The 17,295-nt window shown below is 40.9% G+C and carries 18 protein-coding genes; 15 read left to right on the top strand and 3 right to left on the bottom strand.

Annotated features, from left to right (window positions below; genetic code table 11):
- Nucleotides 1–3 precede the first annotated feature (3 nt).
- Nucleotides 4–783 (bottom strand): tail fiber domain-containing protein, encoded by a 780-nt coding sequence (locus ABZB17_RS01905; protein ID WP_372647768.1) that lies wholly within the window; start codon nucleotides 781–783, stop codon nucleotides 4–6.
- A 210-nt stretch (nucleotides 784–993) separates the two neighbouring features.
- Here ABZB17_RS01905 and ABZB17_RS01900 point away from each other — a divergent pair, with 210 nt between their 5' ends.
- The 15 genes from ABZB17_RS01900 (at nucleotide 994) to ABZB17_RS01830 (ending at nucleotide 16,040) form a co-directional block, all read left to right on the top strand.
- Nucleotides 994–1,866 carry a hypothetical protein gene (locus ABZB17_RS01900; RefSeq protein ID WP_372647766.1) on the top strand — a complete coding sequence of 291 codons (873 nt, stop codon included), beginning with the start codon at nucleotides 994–996 and terminating at the stop codon, nucleotides 1,864–1,866.
- A 12-nt stretch (nucleotides 1,867–1,878) separates the two neighbouring features.
- A complete protein-coding gene (locus ABZB17_RS01895) occupies nucleotides 1,879–3,342 on the top strand; it encodes a DUF5309 family protein (RefSeq protein ID WP_372647764.1) in 1,464 nt (487 codons plus the stop codon).
- Nucleotides 3,343–3,426: 84 nt separating this feature from the next.
- A complete protein-coding gene (locus ABZB17_RS01890; protein ID WP_372647763.1) occupies nucleotides 3,427–4,257 on the top strand; it encodes a hypothetical protein in 831 nt (276 codons plus the stop codon).
- A 57-nt stretch (nucleotides 4,258–4,314) separates the two neighbouring features.
- A complete protein-coding gene (locus tag ABZB17_RS01885) occupies nucleotides 4,315–4,983 on the top strand; it encodes a hypothetical protein (protein ID WP_372647761.1) in 669 nt (222 codons plus the stop codon).
- 21 nt (nucleotides 4,984–5,004) lie between these two features.
- Nucleotides 5,005–5,337, top strand: coding sequence for a hypothetical protein (locus ABZB17_RS01880; protein WP_372647759.1), 333 nt, complete (start codon nucleotides 5,005–5,007; stop codon nucleotides 5,335–5,337).
- Nucleotides 5,337–5,801, top strand: a complete 465-nt coding sequence (locus ABZB17_RS01875; RefSeq protein WP_372647757.1) for a hypothetical protein — start codon at nucleotides 5,337–5,339, stop codon at nucleotides 5,799–5,801. Before ABZB17_RS01880 ends, ABZB17_RS01875 begins: the two co-directional genes overlap by 1 nt.
- Nucleotides 5,801–6,277, top strand: coding sequence for a hypothetical protein (locus tag ABZB17_RS01870; RefSeq protein WP_372647755.1), 477 nt, complete (start codon nucleotides 5,801–5,803; stop codon nucleotides 6,275–6,277). Before ABZB17_RS01875 ends, ABZB17_RS01870 begins: the two co-directional genes overlap by 1 nt.
- A 2-nt stretch (nucleotides 6,278–6,279) precedes the next feature.
- Nucleotides 6,280–6,900, top strand: a complete 621-nt coding sequence (locus ABZB17_RS01865) for a hypothetical protein (protein ID WP_372647754.1) — start codon at nucleotides 6,280–6,282, stop codon at nucleotides 6,898–6,900.
- The gene (locus ABZB17_RS01860) at nucleotides 6,887–8,992 is read left to right on the top strand and encodes a hypothetical protein (RefSeq protein ID WP_372647753.1); all 2,106 of its coding nucleotides are present in this window, start codon (nucleotides 6,887–6,889) and stop codon (nucleotides 8,990–8,992) included. Before ABZB17_RS01865 ends, ABZB17_RS01860 begins: the two co-directional genes overlap by 14 nt.
- Nucleotide 8,993: 1 nt before the next feature.
- Complete coding sequence (locus ABZB17_RS01855) at nucleotides 8,994–11,672, top strand: hypothetical protein (protein WP_372647751.1); 2,679 nt, start codon at nucleotides 8,994–8,996, stop codon at nucleotides 11,670–11,672.
- A gap of 10 nt (nucleotides 11,673–11,682) precedes the next feature.
- Complete coding sequence (locus ABZB17_RS01850) at nucleotides 11,683–14,256, top strand: sialidase family protein (protein WP_372647749.1); 2,574 nt, start codon at nucleotides 11,683–11,685, stop codon at nucleotides 14,254–14,256.
- 204 nt (nucleotides 14,257–14,460) lie between these two features.
- The gene (locus tag ABZB17_RS01845) at nucleotides 14,461–14,784 is read left to right on the top strand and encodes a hypothetical protein (RefSeq protein WP_372647747.1); all 324 of its coding nucleotides are present in this window, start codon (nucleotides 14,461–14,463) and stop codon (nucleotides 14,782–14,784) included.
- A complete protein-coding gene (locus tag ABZB17_RS01840) occupies nucleotides 14,784–15,152 on the top strand; it encodes a hypothetical protein (protein ID WP_372647745.1) in 369 nt (122 codons plus the stop codon). The genes ABZB17_RS01845 and ABZB17_RS01840 overlap by 1 nt, the downstream gene beginning before the upstream one ends.
- Nucleotides 15,053–15,622, top strand: coding sequence for a hypothetical protein (locus ABZB17_RS01835; RefSeq protein WP_372647743.1), 570 nt, complete (start codon nucleotides 15,053–15,055; stop codon nucleotides 15,620–15,622). The genes ABZB17_RS01840 and ABZB17_RS01835 overlap by 100 nt, the downstream gene beginning before the upstream one ends.
- 76 nt (nucleotides 15,623–15,698) lie before the next feature.
- The gene (locus ABZB17_RS01830; RefSeq protein ID WP_372647741.1) at nucleotides 15,699–16,040 is read left to right on the top strand and encodes a hypothetical protein; all 342 of its coding nucleotides are present in this window, start codon (nucleotides 15,699–15,701) and stop codon (nucleotides 16,038–16,040) included.
- A 99-nt stretch (nucleotides 16,041–16,139) separates the two neighbouring features.
- Here the strand turns inward: ABZB17_RS01830 and ABZB17_RS01825 are convergent, their stop codons facing one another.
- Nucleotides 16,140–16,571: a hypothetical protein gene (locus tag ABZB17_RS01825; RefSeq protein WP_372647739.1), complete on the bottom strand. Its 432-nt coding sequence runs from the start codon at nucleotides 16,569–16,571 to the stop codon at nucleotides 16,140–16,142.
- A gap of 51 nt (nucleotides 16,572–16,622) precedes the next feature.
- Nucleotides 16,623–17,295: tyrosine-type recombinase/integrase (locus tag ABZB17_RS01820; protein WP_372647737.1), on the bottom strand; the 673-nt coding region annotated here is incomplete at its 5' end.

The raw sequence follows: 17,295 nt of genomic DNA, 5'->3' as shown, positions 1-17,295 counted from the left end.
TTATTATACTTCGGAAAAAACTTTATCGTAGTAAACTTTCTTAATGCCTTCGTTCATAACAACTTTATCCGGATCTGTTTTTTCAATCTCCTGAGCAATTACACCAATATGTACTTCTGGCTTACCTTTGAAGTTGTATTTATAAATCCGTTGCCCCTGAAGTGTTCCGATAAAGTGAATGTTTTCTTTGATGTTAATGTCGCTTCCGGCAGCGGCAGCGGCAGCCCCTGAACCTCCTGTTGCTCCAAGTATTGCTCCTGCACCCTGTCCAACACCCGAAGCAAATTGTCCGATTGAATCCAAGCTACTGAAGAAGTCTTTCCATCCCGATCCGCGTTCGTCAATCGAACTGGTCTTAATTGCCCCGTAGCTTCCCATTTGATTCTGTTGTAAACCCCGGAGAGCATTCGCCTGGTTGTTTTTGTTGGCTTCGGCTCCGGTGGCAATACTTCCGGCAGCTTCTCCAATGGCTTCCGATGCGGCCTGTTGCGATGCCACAATAGCTTCAGCCGATGCGTTAGCCCCCATCATGTTTGCAGCCCTGGTTTGGTATTGCCTTGCAGTGCGTGTGGCACGTTTCATGGCCGACTTTGCAGCGGCACTATCAAAAGGATTTGATGCCTGTAATGCGTCGATTTCGTTTTGAGTGCTGTCCGATAATGATTTGAATTCATCTGCCAGTCCTGCTTTCTCTTTTCTTCGTTTGTTCGAACCAAAAAGGTTAGGATCGGCACTGCCGTAAACGCTGCGTATAACCTGTAAAATGTGTTGAAAAAGTTTCATACCTCCGAGTTTTTATAATCCAAAGGTATTTAAGCGAATAGTGAGACTACTTATACACTACAAAGTAGTAGTTCTGAATTGGAACTTCTAAGTTCGAAAACCGAACTACTATCATTCATAACATTGCTGTATAGCGGATTGGATGCAATTATTTTGTTATACGAAACGATTCACAGAGAATCATTTGAACGACAAATTAAAAGCACAATCATGGATACACAAGAAGCTAAAAATCAAGAAGAAGTAAAAGCCGCGGGCAGTAAAGTAAAGACCCCGGTTCAGGGTACCGAGGCAGCACCTTTAAAGGATAAGACTGGCAACGCACCGGAAGCTTCTGAGGCTCCTACCGGCGACGATATTACGAACGTGGTGATGTTGTTGAACGAGTTTGATAAGATTTCAGGAGGCAGCGGAGAAATTGCCGATGTACCTGAGAACTTACGTGGCCCTGTAAAATTCCTGGTTGACAAAATGGTTGCATTGCGCGATGCGTATTACGATCCGTTATTTAAGGCTATTCTTGATGATCTGGTAGATCAACAGGAAGATGGAATGACACCTTCGGTAAAAGTTGCCGTGGCACGTACCATTCCTCTGAATGAGCTTCAGGAACTGGCTGACAGTGAAGAATACGGTGCAGTACAACAAGGACTGGCTGACACAAAAACAGCCGCCGATGAGGAAGCCCGTAACGATGAGGAACTGTTTGCCAAACTCGATAAGAGTAAGGCGAATCATGCTACTTATTGCGAAAGCATGGGCTACGACGAAACAGAAGGTAATGCTTTGTGGGAAGAATACATGAATTTTTTAAATGCCCAGGCTGACGGTGAAATTACCGAAACAGAATGGGAAAAATTCGACAAGCAACGTAATTACGATGCGGATATGTCGGCCATGAAAGCACAATTACCACCGGAGCCAACAAAAACAATTGTGCCGGATAAATCGTCGGTGGATACCTCGCGTATTCCCAATCCACAACCTGCCGATAATCAAACAAGTGCGATGGCTTATGCACAGCAAGGTCCATCGTATCAAGATGTTGGTAAACGTAAAATTTTCAAAAGTAAAAACTCTTAAAAACGAATAACAATGAAAGCTATTTTTAAATTTTTCTTAGTAGTGTTGTTCTCGGTACTGGCTACGTCGCCACAGGCCGTAAGCAATAATCTATCGCCTTTTAGCGTAGATATTACCGGTATTGATCCTGCACAGGGAACTGCCGGAACAAACATTTTTCAGGATGTAACTTTGGAGGGATTTGAAGGAACTGCCGCCGATTTTGTGGCTCCTGCATGGTTAGAAATTCTTGTACTGGTAAGTCCTGCAAACTATCCTATTTCAACGTTCCTGACTCAAAAAACGTTGGACGGAATCAGAGGTTTGGCAAAAGCACAACAAGCCAATGGTAAAGGTACTTACGACGACATTTTCCTTAACGACCGTATTAATTCGAAATATAAGGTTAAAGAGGACTTAATGAAGAACTACGAACAATTTGGTGAAGCTGAAATTTCGAGCTATAAACTGAATTGGGGCGATATTGCTGTACTTCCTTATCAGGACAGTATTAATGCTGTATTTGCCGGTGGTGCAACCAGCGCTGATATTACTGTAGCCAACGGCGATATGTGGACTCCTAATTCACTGATTCGTGTTCAGGGGAAAACATACGCAAACGGTGAATCGCTTGTATTGTTTGTTGCAGCCAGAAATGGTAATACATTAAGTGTAGTTTCAACCGGTAATAACGGTAATGAAGATATTCCTGCTTTGGCTGTTGATGATCGCGTAACCCGTCAGGGAACTTCATTCAATGAGAACGATGTTAAAAACGAATCAGTTGCTCAAAGCCCGACTAAAGACTACAACTATGCCCAGAAATTTATCACTTCAGTAGTTTATAGCAACTGGATGAGCATGACACAATTGTTTGTGAATTATTCATTCTCGATGATTACTAACCTGGCCCTTCAGGATTTCCGTTACGGACAGGAATTTTCGTTCATGTTTGGTAACCGTTCTGAATTTACTGCAAACAGCAAAACTTACCGTACAACCGGTGGATTGGAATATTACATCGACCAGGTAATTGAATACGGTACAGGTGGTGGTAACACTGATATTACTGAAACTGATATTGTTGATTTCACTAAACAAATGCGTGTAGGAAACAACGGATCAGACACTCGCTTTATGTGGGGTGGATCGGAAGTGATCAGTTCGTTGAATAAAGGTGTAATGAGCGACAGCACCAAGTTTGTACAAAAAGAGTACGATACTGTTTACGGTTTGTCATTCACTGTTCTTTATAGTTTCTTCGGAACCATTAACGTAAGTTATGCTCCATTAATGGACCAGTCAGACTATCGCGATAAAGCTTTCCTTTTGGATATGGCCTACATCGATAAGTTTGTATTCCAACCGTTCCGCGAAACTCAGTACGACGGTGTTAAACATCGTGATTTTGATGGAAAAGCTATCGACCTGGTTGAAACCTGCGGTTTGGTAGTTCGGAACATCGATACCCACTTCATTTTCGAAGTTAAGGCATAAGTGTTTTTTGCTTATGTATTTCATATCGGAGGGACTTCGGTCCCTTCGACTTAACTCATAATATCAATTTAAAAACGAATAACAATGGCAACAAAAACATTTGTCCTTAGCAATCCAAGAGTATGGAAAAGGGAAGTTGCAGTATGGCTTCTGAATAAAGATAAGAAGCTGAGTAAACGACTTCTGCCTTTTGCCACAGAGAACGTAAAACCGGGCCAACGTCGTGAAAAGGGACGGGCTGTTCCGGCGCAATTTACTACCGCAGACGAAAAGCTGCAGGAAGCATTATACCGCAACACTGGTTACGGAAAAGACTTCTACGAAAAAGGCGATAAAGAAGGCAAAAACAAGATGGATACATTAGTTGTAAGCAAAGAAGATGCTGAACTGGTGGCCCTTCGTAGTTTGTACGAAGCAAACGGTCTTGTTTTCGACGAAAACGATCCTTTGGACGTAGCAAAGAAAAAGTATGAGATTCATATTCATGCTTTGGCCGGTACCCGAAAATTGGGAGAAAGCACCGCTACTGAAATTGCTCACGTAGAGGTTGATCCGAAGAAACAAATTTCGGATGCTATTGCAGCCGGTAAAAAAGCCTACGAAGAAAAGTACGGTGAACCTGTACCGGAAGCAATTGCCGGAGATAAAGCCAAGCTTATTACATTGATTGACGGAATGAATACTCCGGAATTTGATGTTGAAGCTTATGTGGCCGAAGCTACAAAAGAGGATGATGAGGAATCATCTGAGGATGTAAAAGCTCCCGAAGCATCATCTGAGGAAAAGAAAGAGGCCAAAGAGCCCACCAAGGATGATCTCCTAAAAGAATACTTCGACAAGTTTGGAAAGAACGTTCCGAACACGAAGAAAAACGATTTGAGTTGGATTAAAGAACAACTCGCAAAACCAGAGTAATAAGTACAAAGAGAACAAGAAAGCGGTTTTGTGCCGCTTTCTTTTCAAACACTTAAAATGCCAAAAACAGCCGACGATATTATAAAAAGAGCATTAACGCTGATCGATGAGCAGGTAACTGAATTCGAAACAGCGGCTTCTACCGAAATGTCGATGGAAGAAATGGCATTGGATATTTTACCTGAAGTATGTCGCGACCTGGTAAAAGAATTACCCTACGAGCTAAAACGTTACCTGGCAAAGTCGGGTACACTTGCCGAAGACACTATTCCCGGAGGTGAGAACCAGAGTTCGTATGTAAAAAAGAAAGCCGTTTTCCAGGCTCCTGACGATTTTTGGGAATTGGTATCCATTCGTTTAACCGTTTGGTCCCGGCCGGTAACCGACTACATTCATATTGACAGTCCGGAATACCGTGTTCAGAACAATCCTTTTACCCGTGGAGGCAAACAAAATCCTGTTGTAGCACTGTCGAATGTAAGCACCGGATCTAAAGCGCGAATTGAATGCTTTTCGGTACACAACGACGATGCTAAAACAGTTGATCAATTTCAATACGTTGCCTTCGACAATGTTCCCGACAATTCAGGAAAAACATGGCCCGATGAGGTTTTTGACGAAGTTACAAAAGCTTTGGCCGCACAACTTCACCAGATAAAGAGTAGGCTCGATGAGGCTTCGTTACGCAATGACGAAACACTGGAGGCTATTAAACAACACGAATAATCACCTTTAAAATATAACATCATGTTAAACGAGAAAGTGGAAAAGATGGAAGATGGCAAAGACAAGGAATTAATGAAACTTGTTGCCGAAGGAGGCAAGCCATACATTAAAAAAATGGACGGAATGGCCGTTCAGGTTACCGAGGACAAAGAAATAACCTATAAGGATTACGAAGGCCAGGAAAACACGATGAAAGTTCCTGCCGGAAGCTATGTGGTAACCGATGGTGATTCTTGTTATCCGAAAATAGTGACCTCCGAAGAATTTGAAGGCAAAAACAAATTTGTTGAAGGCAAGGCTGAAAAGAAGGCTGAAAAAGACGACTCTCCAAAAATCGGTATTGAATCATTGTAATGGCAGACGTAACGGTAAATATTGAAGTTAGCAACGTTAGTTTTCAGGCGTGGTTACGCACATCGTACATTAGCCTTGGATTGGTTGGCGATGATGGCAAACCTATGATTTTAAACACCGAAATGGGACCCGATCAGGTTGATGCTTTTGAAAACGTCATGGAAGAATCAGCCAGGGAAGTACTAAAAGTTTTTTTATCGAGGCAGGGAGATGTAACGGGTGTTCCTTTTGAATACGACGGAAGCAATGCCATTTACCGATTTAGGGAAGAAGAACCGGTATTGGCGCAAGGGGAAGCCATTAAGAGTGCGCTAAACGAAGATGTTAAAAATGCTTTGTACATGTACACTACTTCGTTATGGTTACGCATGAAAAACATGGATAAACAAGCCGATTATATGATGGAACGTTACCACAAAATTACTGACAACATTAATATTCACCTTTATAAATTACACGACTAATGGCAGCAGTAGCAATATCAATTAGCAAGTCGCAGGTATTTAAAGAAGTCGCAAGGCGAACTTCTGTTGCGACAGAAACGGACCCCTTTTACAAACAAAACACAACCGAAAAGAAACAGTATTCGCAGTTACATGGCGAAGGCGACCGTATTACAACCGACTTCTTAGTAGAAGCAGCTAAGGAAGTTTTAAAAGCATTCCTTTCGCGGCAGGGCGATTTAAGTGGAACCGATGCTCCGTTTGAAATCACCGCTACCGATGTTGTTTACCGGTTTGAAGAAGCGGAACCGGTTTTGCCACACTCGGCATCTATTAAGCAGCGTTTAACGGATAACGTTCGCGATGCGCTGGTGTATTACGTAATGCTTTCGCTGTACCGTACCGATGGCAACGTAGCCAAAGAAAAAGAAACCTTTCAGAAGTGCTTAACCATTATTGATGAATTGTCGGGTGACTTATACCGCTTACACGATTAATTATGGCAACACTTACCATTGAAAATACCGGATTAGATCATTTATACCCCGATGGCGTACCGTTGGCAGAAGCTACAATTGCCATCGCTGATTTGTTTGACGAAATTGCCCGGCGTTCGTCGCTGGCAGTTCGGACCGATCCGTATTTCAGTGATAAGACGCAAGCACAAAAACTGTTTTCGGAATTACACGGAGAAGGCGACCGTATTACCCGCGATTTTCTGAAAGATGGTGCCGAAGATATTCTCCCGGTGTTCCAGGCAATGCAACGATGGATACCCGAAGAAGCACCCGGACCACGATTCGAATTTGATCTGGCCGACAGTGGGAACATTGTTTACCGCTGGCAGATCATGGATACCCGCTTACCCGATTTTAAACTGAATTACACCAGCGAAACACTGGTTAATATACGTACTGATCTGAATTGTATCAGTAACGTAAAAAAATACTTAAAGGACGCTTTGGTTCGGTACGTTCTTCGCGAACTGTACGAAACCATCGGATACAACAGGAAACATGCTGAGTATGTACGACGTTATGCCGACGCTCGTGCCGACGTAGCATATTGGGCTAAAAACGACACAAGTTTACAAACAACGAACCACAATGCCGGAGTTTAATCAAATACAGGACAAAAAGCAGATACAGGAAGCCTTACGCCAGAAAAAACGTTTGGGGATAAAAGACCAACCCCGGCAAGTTGTAAGGGAAACCGAAGATTTAAGTTTTTTGGAATGGTATGTATTTCAGACAATGAATACAACTCCGAAACAGTTTATAGCCAATCTTGAAATTGAATACAACGCGGAGCAGAATTTACGCGACCGCCGACAAAGAAACATCGACTTTACGAGGGCACGACATTTTAATGAGCCTGTTTGGGATAACGAATTAGGACGATACGTTACGCAGTGGGTTTACCTGCGACGAAGAAATATCCCACCGTTAACCTACAACGTAGTATCAAAACTGGTACGAAGCTTAACCGGGCAGTTCCGCGAAATAAACACCGGCAATGTAGTAAAATGCGACAGCCAGGATGAACGAGGCGTTGAGCTGGCAAATTTCCTTACCCGATGCTTAGACCGCATAAAGAAGAACAACAAGGCCCGTGATAAGGATGCCATGAATTTTCAGGAAATGCTGGTTAGCAGCCGGCCTGTTTACAAGAATTTATGGGCGCAACTTCGCAACGATAAAAACATTGACATAAAATTCAGGATTGTTGCTTCGGATAAGTTTGTAATGAATCCCGGAATAACCGATTACGACCTGGATAACTTTTATCGCGGAACTGAAATACACGACGGTTCGCTGAATGACATTCTAAAAAACTTTGCCGACGGAGATTTTGAAAAGGGAATGCGTATTCGCAACGCCTACGTCCGTAACAGCGGAAATGCGATGAATAACCCAACATACAGCGCACAAAGTTTCGACGGTAACGAACGACGAAATAATTCGTTCCAAAATTATACCGGAGTTAACGGAACCTGTAGGTACTACGAAAGTTGGGTAGAAATAGCCGACTACGAAGCCATAACGGTAGATCCTACTGAAATTATGTCGCCCCGTACAACCCATAAATGGCGACCGGCCGACCAGGTTAAAAAAGAAGTGGATGCTGAGAATGCCCGTCGTGAAGAAATGATGGGCGATGAGGCTGACCCTAAAGACTATAAAATCGAGTTCACTACTGATTTTGTTCCCCGATGGTACGCTATTTTTATGACACCTTGGGGCGAAGTATTAAAAGTAATGGAGAGCCCGTTTAAAAGCGGCCAACACCCATTCACGTTCACACCTCCGGGGTTGAATGGTGAATATTGGGGATTGGTGGAAGAAGTGCTGGATGCACAATTATCGCTCGACCGTAAAATACACCAGGCCGATGCTATTATTGATAATGCGGCAAAAGGTATCTGGTTGATTCCGGATGTAGCTGTTCCGGATGAGTTTTCGAATAAAGAATACATTTCGAAATTCAAAAAAGCTGATGGAGCAGTAATTTATAAGGTTCGTTCGGATATGACCGAACAGCATAAACCTACACAGGAGTATGCCAATTCTGCTAACGTGAGTGCACAGGTGCAAACGATGATTCAGTTGTTCTCTAACCTCACTGATGAGATTACAGGAAACTACGGAGCCGCACAGGGCCGCAGCGACAGTGCCACAAAAACAGCAACAGGATATGCTTTGGAAAGCCAGAATGCCGGATTAAATGTTCGCGACACCATGGAACGGTACCTGAGTATGTTGGTAGACCGTGACGAAAAATCGCTGAGTTTAATGCTCGACGGATACACCAAAGCCGATTACTACCGCATATTGGGTATTGAAATCGATCCGGCAGAACTACGCACATTCAATTTCCACATCGAACAAAGTAAAGGAACCAATTCTCCTTCGCAACGATGGGCAATGGAGCAGGAAATATTGACAATGGTGTACAACCAGCTTATTCCGTTCGAAGTATTTGCCGAAGTTTCTACCAATCCGGTTATGATTCAGGCAAAACAGAAATGGGAAGAATGGAAAAAGAAAGTAGCACAAGAACAGCAAAATACCCAGATGCAACTCGGTGGTGCACCGCAACAACCCGTTGAAGTTCCTGCCGAACAGCAAATGATGGTACAGGGAACACCACAGGCCGGTATGTTGCAGGAAAGGGGAGTGGATCAAAAAATGAGACGATTACCAGGAGTATAATATGTACACTGTAAAACCAATAGGAATAAATATTAAGGACAGCGAAAGCGAAGTGAAGGATGGATTTCTTCGCGAAAGCATAAACCTGCAGTGGAGGGAAGGTGCTTTTCGTCCGGTACCCGAACGGTTATTGAGTGCAATTAACGTAACCGAATACACCAATATAATACTTCATAAAGTTAGCGACGAGGACCAGGTAAACGTTCTTGGCTTTCGTTTACAAAATCCTACTTTTTTAGCTTACGATTTAGCCGGAGACCTTGGAGGAGTTCCCATTACAAATGGAAACCTTGAATGGTTTGGGAAAATTGCTGATGGCGAATACACCCCGATAACCCCGGTTGATTTAGGAATTACCCGAACTGATGGGATGAGTTTTACAATATTGAACGGATTGATTTATTTTATGGGCGACGGAAGTTCTACTGCAGAACAATATTACACCCGCTTGCAATTCAATATTAATTCGGAAGCCTACGAAAGTAAAGATATGTATGCGTGGAAATCGTTGATTCCGTTTTATCCTTTTCAGGCTCAAATCGCTGTTAAGGCCCCAATGCTTGGAACAACTCCATTGCTGGTATTTTCTCAGTGTGGAGTTATTGCCATTCGTTATACGCTTGTTTTAAACAGTGGGGAAGAAGTATTGCATTCACCAATTTACGGGTTTATACTTTACGGCTTAAACAGAGGCGATGCAACTATAAATAAAGATACAGCGGTACGAAATATTCATGCATTTATAAACATGGATTTTAGTTTTGCCGACACCTCTTTACTTGCCGATGAAATAAGTGCCATTAATATCTATGCTTCTACTCCGTATTACGAAAGCAAATTAACTGAGGATTATACAGCATCGGTTAACGCACATTTAACTGATGAATCTACAATAAAAGGTGAGTTTCAGAAGAAAGCAGAAGAACCCTTTTATTTGATAAAGACCATTGAAAAACCAACCAATGAAAAGATATTATTAACCGTCGGGCAGATGGATTCAGATATAAATTACACTGAAACTGTTTCGTCGGTAAATATCGACACAATAGCGGCCGGAGAAGTTATGCCGGTAGATAATTTCTCGTACCACAAACTTTACGGCAAAATAACGTCGTATAACGGAAGATTGATTATCGACAAACCTACTACGGTTCTTTCAGGAGGGCATATTCGTGCACTGGCAACTATCGATGCCAGTTCCGATCAAGGATTTAAAATTGATACCGAAGATGGGATTTTAAACGGAGTTAGTTCGAGAATTGATAAAGCTGTTGAGTTTGATGACCTGGCAAGCCTATGGACACGAACAAGGGGATTATTATCATACCCCGATGGGAGAGCAAATTATATTGGGGCCAACGATGCCATTAATAACGCACTGAGGTTATTTAAAAGCCGGAGGAATAAATCACACAATATGGCTTGTGTATTTAACATGAAATATGCAAGCTTTGATTTAATTAGCCAAAGCAATGATGGAACAGATTTCACTACTTTAACAAACTATAATCTGTATATTACATACGAAGATTACGATATATTAACAGGAATAAATCAACCATTAATAACCGCAAAATACACCAGCGAAAACCGCAATCAGTTTTCCGAGGTAGGGGAGTTTAGTGTTTGGCCGGCAAAGAATAGTTATCGTATTGGAGAGGGAAAAATTGTAAGCACCGGAACCAATAACGTAAACAGTACCAATACCGATTTGCTGGCTCCTTTGTATATTGGAACCACTGAAGGCTTATATACAGTTAACTTCGATCAAACCGGGCAAAACCTGGTAAATTCAATAACCCGTTTAGCAAAAGTACCGTTCGTTTCGGATGAGGTGCTGGAGGTTTCGGGTGCCATTGTTTTTGTTAGCGATAAAGGATTAATGCTATTTGGTAATGGCGAGCTGGTTAACCTTACAAAAGATTTCTTCCCGGATCAGGGCAACGGCAATTTCCCCGACTTAAATACCATTTTGCCCAATTACACCACTTTAACCGCGCCTTATTTCGGGATAAACGGTAACCCTTACACCTTAAACGATATTGTGGCGTACCTGAAAGGGGCTAAAATGGCCTACGATGCCCGAAGAAATACCATTTGGTGCAGTAACCCCGAAAAGAACTTTTCGTTAATATACAGCTTCGATAACCGCATGTGGGGCATAAGTACCTTGGTATTTAGCGAAAAAACCGAATTAAACGGATTTATTAACGACGAAAGCGGCTCGACAACTATTTATACCCGGTTTTTGGTTCGCCAAAAATCCGACTACCAAAACAAACTTTTAATACTTAGTGGCGAAGATATGGACAAAGAAGTTCAGATCCATTTACTCACGCGCCCAATAAAGTTAAACTACCCCGATAATTATAAAAAACTACGCCGCTTAATAGCCCGTTGCGAATTGTACCGCGATGAGGCTGCAACCGGTTACTTTACCTACGGGGTTTGGGGAAAACAAGACCACAACAGAAAGAAAACCTATATACCTATTGCGGCTTATTACGATGGACGAAGTGTGGTATTTCCGAATAACGTAAGGCAAGACATACCTATTGGCCGACAAAAAGGAAAATACAAAGATATTACCATTCTTATAGGAGGCCAGGTATTACCCGATAGCAGCATAAAAGGATTTGAGTTTGATGCTTTATTAGTTGATGATAAAATAATGAGATAAAATAAACGACATGGCAAAAATTACATACACCGATAAAACAAACCCGGTAGCGGTTACCAACAGAACGCAACAAAGTACTGCTGAGGATTGGAACGAGGTTAAGTCAATTATTAACCAAAATGATGATGAGACTTTTGCTGCTATCTCCAGCCAATTGAAACAGTACAATTCGGATTGGATTTTTAAAGGATATGCAAAAGTTGGCGATGCTACTCCAACCGCCACGCTAAACCATGTGTATTTCCCCACCGAAAACGGGACTGTTTTCGGGCAAACTGTAAGCGATTATACTAAAGAGGTTTTGGTTGGGGATGGTTCAACTGGTTACAGTGTGAAGAAATTAGAACAAAAAGATTTGCAAATAATGGCAGATGCAGGACAGAAGATAGTTAAAGATATATATATTCCATCAACTGGAATAGTATCATTAACTGATATTGTTATTTATCCAAACCGGTCTGTTCTTGTTTTATTGAGTAGTTACAGTAAAACACTAGATAGCACAAAATCTTTCTTGCGTCTTCGCAACTTTGATTCATACACAAATATAAGTAGTAATTTGATTGGTAATAATGCTTACAACATAGTGACATCAAACAGCAAAGAATCATTCCTTAGACTTGAATTACCTAATACCGAAGGCGAATCAGCTACGGCTACTATTACATTATATGTAATGAACGGTGTTATTAATGATTATGAAGCTAAAGCAGAATTAGGGATCCCTATAAACGTTCGGTCAACGGTAGGAAATGGTTCTAGTGGTGTATTCTACGATGTTCTTGTACAACCTTATCAATCTGTTGTTGTTACGTTTGATTCTTACAATAAAACATTAACATCTGCATTTGCACAACTTAGGCACGTTGGTCAATACACAACTATTGCATCTGAATCAATAGAGATAGGCGGCAGCGTTAAATTAACGGCAGATTCAACAGCTTGTTTTGTTCGATTGGTTTGTTCAAATTCAGAAGGCGAAATAGCTGATGTTCTTTGGAATCTAACGTTCAACCAGGGTGTAATTAAAACAGTAAATGAACTTGCATCAATTCAGAAATCAAATCTTAAAATAACACAAAATGTGTTTACAGAGGATATAATTATAGGAAGTTCAGGCACAAAGGTATTAACTGATTCTTGCTACAGAGTTAAACCATATAAGCGCGTAAAAATAACACTTAACAGTTACGACAAAACGTTATCTTCTGGGCTAATTAGGTTAAGGCACGTTGATGATTATACCAATGTAGAAAACTTGAATATTGGGATCGGAGATTCAGTTTATTTTACAGCGGACAAATATGAATGTTTATTGCGTCTTGAATTCACTTCGTCAGAGGGGGTCGAGGCGACGGCAAATATGAGTTTTGAATATCAGCAAGGAGTAGTATCAGATGTCGAAAATAATAGCTCTAATGCTGTCAATAAACTTTTTAACAAAACATTTTTTGTTAAAAGCTATCTATCTTTTTCAACTTCAAATTTTGGAGATTTTTCGACACAACTAAGAAACCCTTCAGTTTCAATAATGTCAAATAAAAATGCTTTTGCATCCTTTCAGGTAGTTAATGAAGTTGGCGAATCGCACGTTGGCTATTTTGTTTATGATAAGGATTCAGCCAGCATAACTAGCTTTGGATATATTGCTAAAAAAGAATCAACGGAATCATACCCAATAAGTACGAGTTCAAAGACGTTGGTTGTAGATGATCGAATATACATATTTTATTCGGGAAAAAACACCTCAGGTACGGTCTTAAATTGGTCAATCTATTATAAATATTCTGATGATTTTGGTCAAACATTTAGTGCGGAGCAAACAATATCAGAAGATTGTCGATACACTTTAAATGGGGTTACTTACGCAGTCGCTTTAACACCAAGTTCGCATGGTTATATATTAGACGATGGTAAAGTAGTATTACCGCTACGGTTTGACGACATAAACGATACAGAAGATACCGCTGCAGTAGTTTCGAGTGGGTATCTTATTTTAAATCTAACCGATAAAACTTTTACTATAAAGTGCGTTGGTATAACACATACTAATGAATGTTCAATGTTCAGATTAAACAGTGGTAATTTGGTTTTAAGTTGTCGTGACGATAATTATGGGGACTATCATCAGCGTAAATTCTACGAATCAGACCCAAGACTGTTATCAAACGATTTTAGGAAATACACTGTTACAGATGGAGAGGCACTAGTTTGTACGGAAGATACTATTACACATGATGGAATAGTATATAGAACTAGGGCAACGCTTTCTGATTTTGATGAAAATGGATGGGACTGGCCTCGATATAATACAACGCTATACACAAGTGTTGATTATGGAAAAACATTTAAGCGACATTGTTTACTTACTCAAGAGGGGGTTGCTAACGCAGGATGTTCTTCAATTGATGTGAGTTCTGAAATTATTTATACTCTCTGCGAGTCAGGAGGTGTTGATACCTTAAGACTTTCATTATTAGGTTATTACAGTAATTCTGTTCGATTAAAGTCTCCATCCGGAAATGTATTTGAACTAACGGTTGACGATAGTGGTATCGTGTCATCAACAGAGGTATTGACTTAATTCACAATGAAACTTTATTTGAACATTTTAAAAAATATTACACAGCAACTTTCGGGCTGCTTTTTCTGTCCTTTCAAAACAGCCACACTCATCCCATATTTGAAATAAAACTTTAAGGTAATGATGAATAAAAGACAATAGAAATAGTAAAAAGAATAAAGAAATAAGTTCGCGGTAGTTGGCCGCTAAAAATAAAGTTGTGATATGGTACAAGCAAATCCCGATGTTGAAACCTTAAAATTAACGCTTTGGATAGCCGTGGGGCTAATAATGTTATTGATTGGTGTAATTGCTTATCTGGCAAAGTTAAAAGACAGCAATGCGGTGGCCCAGGTTGAAAAGCTAAGTAAGGTTGTTGATACGGTGCAAGAAACGGTTAACTCGCTAAAAAGCGTTGTGGAGGTAATAAAAACTCAGTTTTCGGAGGACAGGCCCCGTACCGAACGAAGGCTTAACGAACATGCCGAACGCATTGACAAACATGCCGAACGCCTGGTTAAAATTGAAACAAAACTAAATATTGATTAATGAAACTATTAAAATGGATAAGACAAAATAACGAATTCACATTTGTTATTGCACTGGTAGCAGTGGTGTGGTTTGCCGCACCTCCACTGTTGAGATTGATCGATCCGCAGGCCGGAGAATTTGGAATAGAAATGCTTTACATTCCATTACTGGCCGGTATCTTCTTTTTTGTGGCCCTGTTGTTTGTGTGGGCTTATATGAAGCTGGTATTTCCGCAAGGCTTCCGGCTTCTCGACAATTTATTCGAATCAAGCAAAAAACTGTCATCATGGGAAAAATCGCAGCTTATATTACGTTTGTTTGGCTGGTTGGTAGTCCTTTTTTCGGCTTCGCTGTTGGCCGTAACGGGCATATCCGCAATAATGTAAGCGATACCCTTCAGTCGTATCTATGGGTAAAAGAAGCTACGGGCAATAACGATGGTTACTGGGTAGAAAAATTCATTGGCAGTACCGGCTTAAATCCCAAAGGGCAATACCCGTGGTGTGCAGCATTTATTACCTATGTGTTTAAAGTAAACAATCTCGATGTACCGAAATATCCGGCTCGTGCAGCATCGTGGTTCAACGAGGCACACTTAATACCAAACGAGAAAGCGTATCAAGGCGATCTCGGCTCTCTTTACTATCGTAAGCTGGGGCGAATTGGGCACATTGTTATGTACCTGCAACCCTTTATTAACAACACACCCTATGTAGTAACCGGCGAAGGAAACACCAATGCCCAGGGATCGCGCGAAGGAAACCAGGCAGCACGAAGAATACGGCCAAGGGGAATAATTCATTCCTCGGCAGATTGGATTACTAACCGAAAAAACAATAAACCATGCTTGCATTAGGCTATACACTTGCTTTTGGGCTGCTTGTAATTTACATGCTTCGCATGAGCCAACTTGAAATTAAAAACAACAAAAAATGAAAATTCCGGGACAATACAACATTTTTAACACCATCGAGAATGCTTTGGTGGTATTAATAACGGTAGCTGTAATGAAGTTTACGGTTATCGATCCAATGGCACATCGTTACGAATCGAGACTGGATAAGCAGTCGGCAGTAATTGTGGAGCTTGCCAAAATTGAGAAGTACAAGATTGAGAACGATTTCGAGAAGATGAAAACACAAAAAGGAGGACAAATTGTACTCGATCTCGAAAACAAACTAAGCGCCCTTGAATCATCTACACCACCTGATACTATCTCAGAACAGGAAAAGAAAGGATTCTTTAAACGCCTGTTTGGAGGAAAAGATAATTAAGATTTTCGGGAGTAGATACCCGAATGCGAAAAGGTTTTTTTAGATGTCATCCCCGTAGTATTAACTGCGGGGATTTTCGCTTTTGAATGACATTAGCTATTAATCTGTTGAAGGAGTAAACGTATAAGTGTAAGCTTTTGACGACGCTAACCAATCATACACGCCATATCCGTAGCAATTAAGTACTACATCAAATATAAATTCGGCTTCATGGGTAACTTCATCCGGTCCCATCGGGATGTTAATTTCGAATACGCCACTTCGCGACGGAAGCGGATACATTGGAGCAGGAGCCATATCGAAAGTACTTTTGTCGCGTATATTTAAAAACACCACAAACCCATTGTTTTCTGGCATCATTTCCGGGATATCGTATTCAACCACACATTTAACCGTTGTTTTTTCGTGAAGCACCGAGCCGCTTTCCGGTGTTAGCTTAACAATGCCGATGTAGGCAATTGGAGCTTCTATTTCATCATTGTCGCAAGAGAATAATAACGCGAGTAAAAGGATCAGTAAGTAATGTTTCATTTTTTTAGATTCAAAGGTTCCAGCAATATAAGCATAATATTTAAATTGATTTTAGGAAGCCCAACGGAGTTGAATGTTTCCGAGGTGTTTTGTAGTTACATGGGTGTAAATTTCGGTGGTTTTACTGGAGGCGTGGCCCAATATTTCTTGAATATACCTCAGATCGGTTCCCTGCTCCAGTAAATGAGTAGCATACGAATGTCGTAAAGTATGTGGCGTTACGTGTTTGGTAATTCCTGCCTTCTGTACGGCTTTGGTAAGTATTTTACGAATAGAGGTTGGCGAGTACAATCCGCTTTGTCCGGGAAACAGGAGAAACTTAGGTTTGTACTTTTTGTAATATTGCCGTAAGCGAATTAAGCAAACCGGATCGAGAGGAATATTCCGGTCTTTGTTTTGTTTTGAATTTTTAACGGTGAGGATATTTCGTTTACTGTCGATATCGGTTAAAGTGAGTGCCGGGAGTTCAGACACCCTTAAACCATGTGTGTAAATTGTCTCAATTATCGTTCTTTGCTTGAAATTTTCGATCTTTTCAAGAATCATGTGTATTTCCTCTATTGAAAGAACGACAGGCAATTTGCGGTCTTTAAATGGCCTTTGAAGATAATATGTTTTTCGTGGCTGATTTAATACCTTTTCGTAGTAGAATTTAATAGCATTAATCTGCATGTTGATGTAGGGTTTTGATGCCGCTATATCAAATAACGATTCCATGTAATTG

This window comes from Draconibacterium sp. (assembly GCF_041583095.1).
Taxonomy (GTDB): Bacteria; Bacteroidota; Bacteroidia; order Bacteroidales; family Prolixibacteraceae; genus Draconibacterium.
The sequence above is the reverse complement of the archived record's forward strand: the minus strand, read 5'-3'. Positions and strand labels throughout refer to the sequence as shown.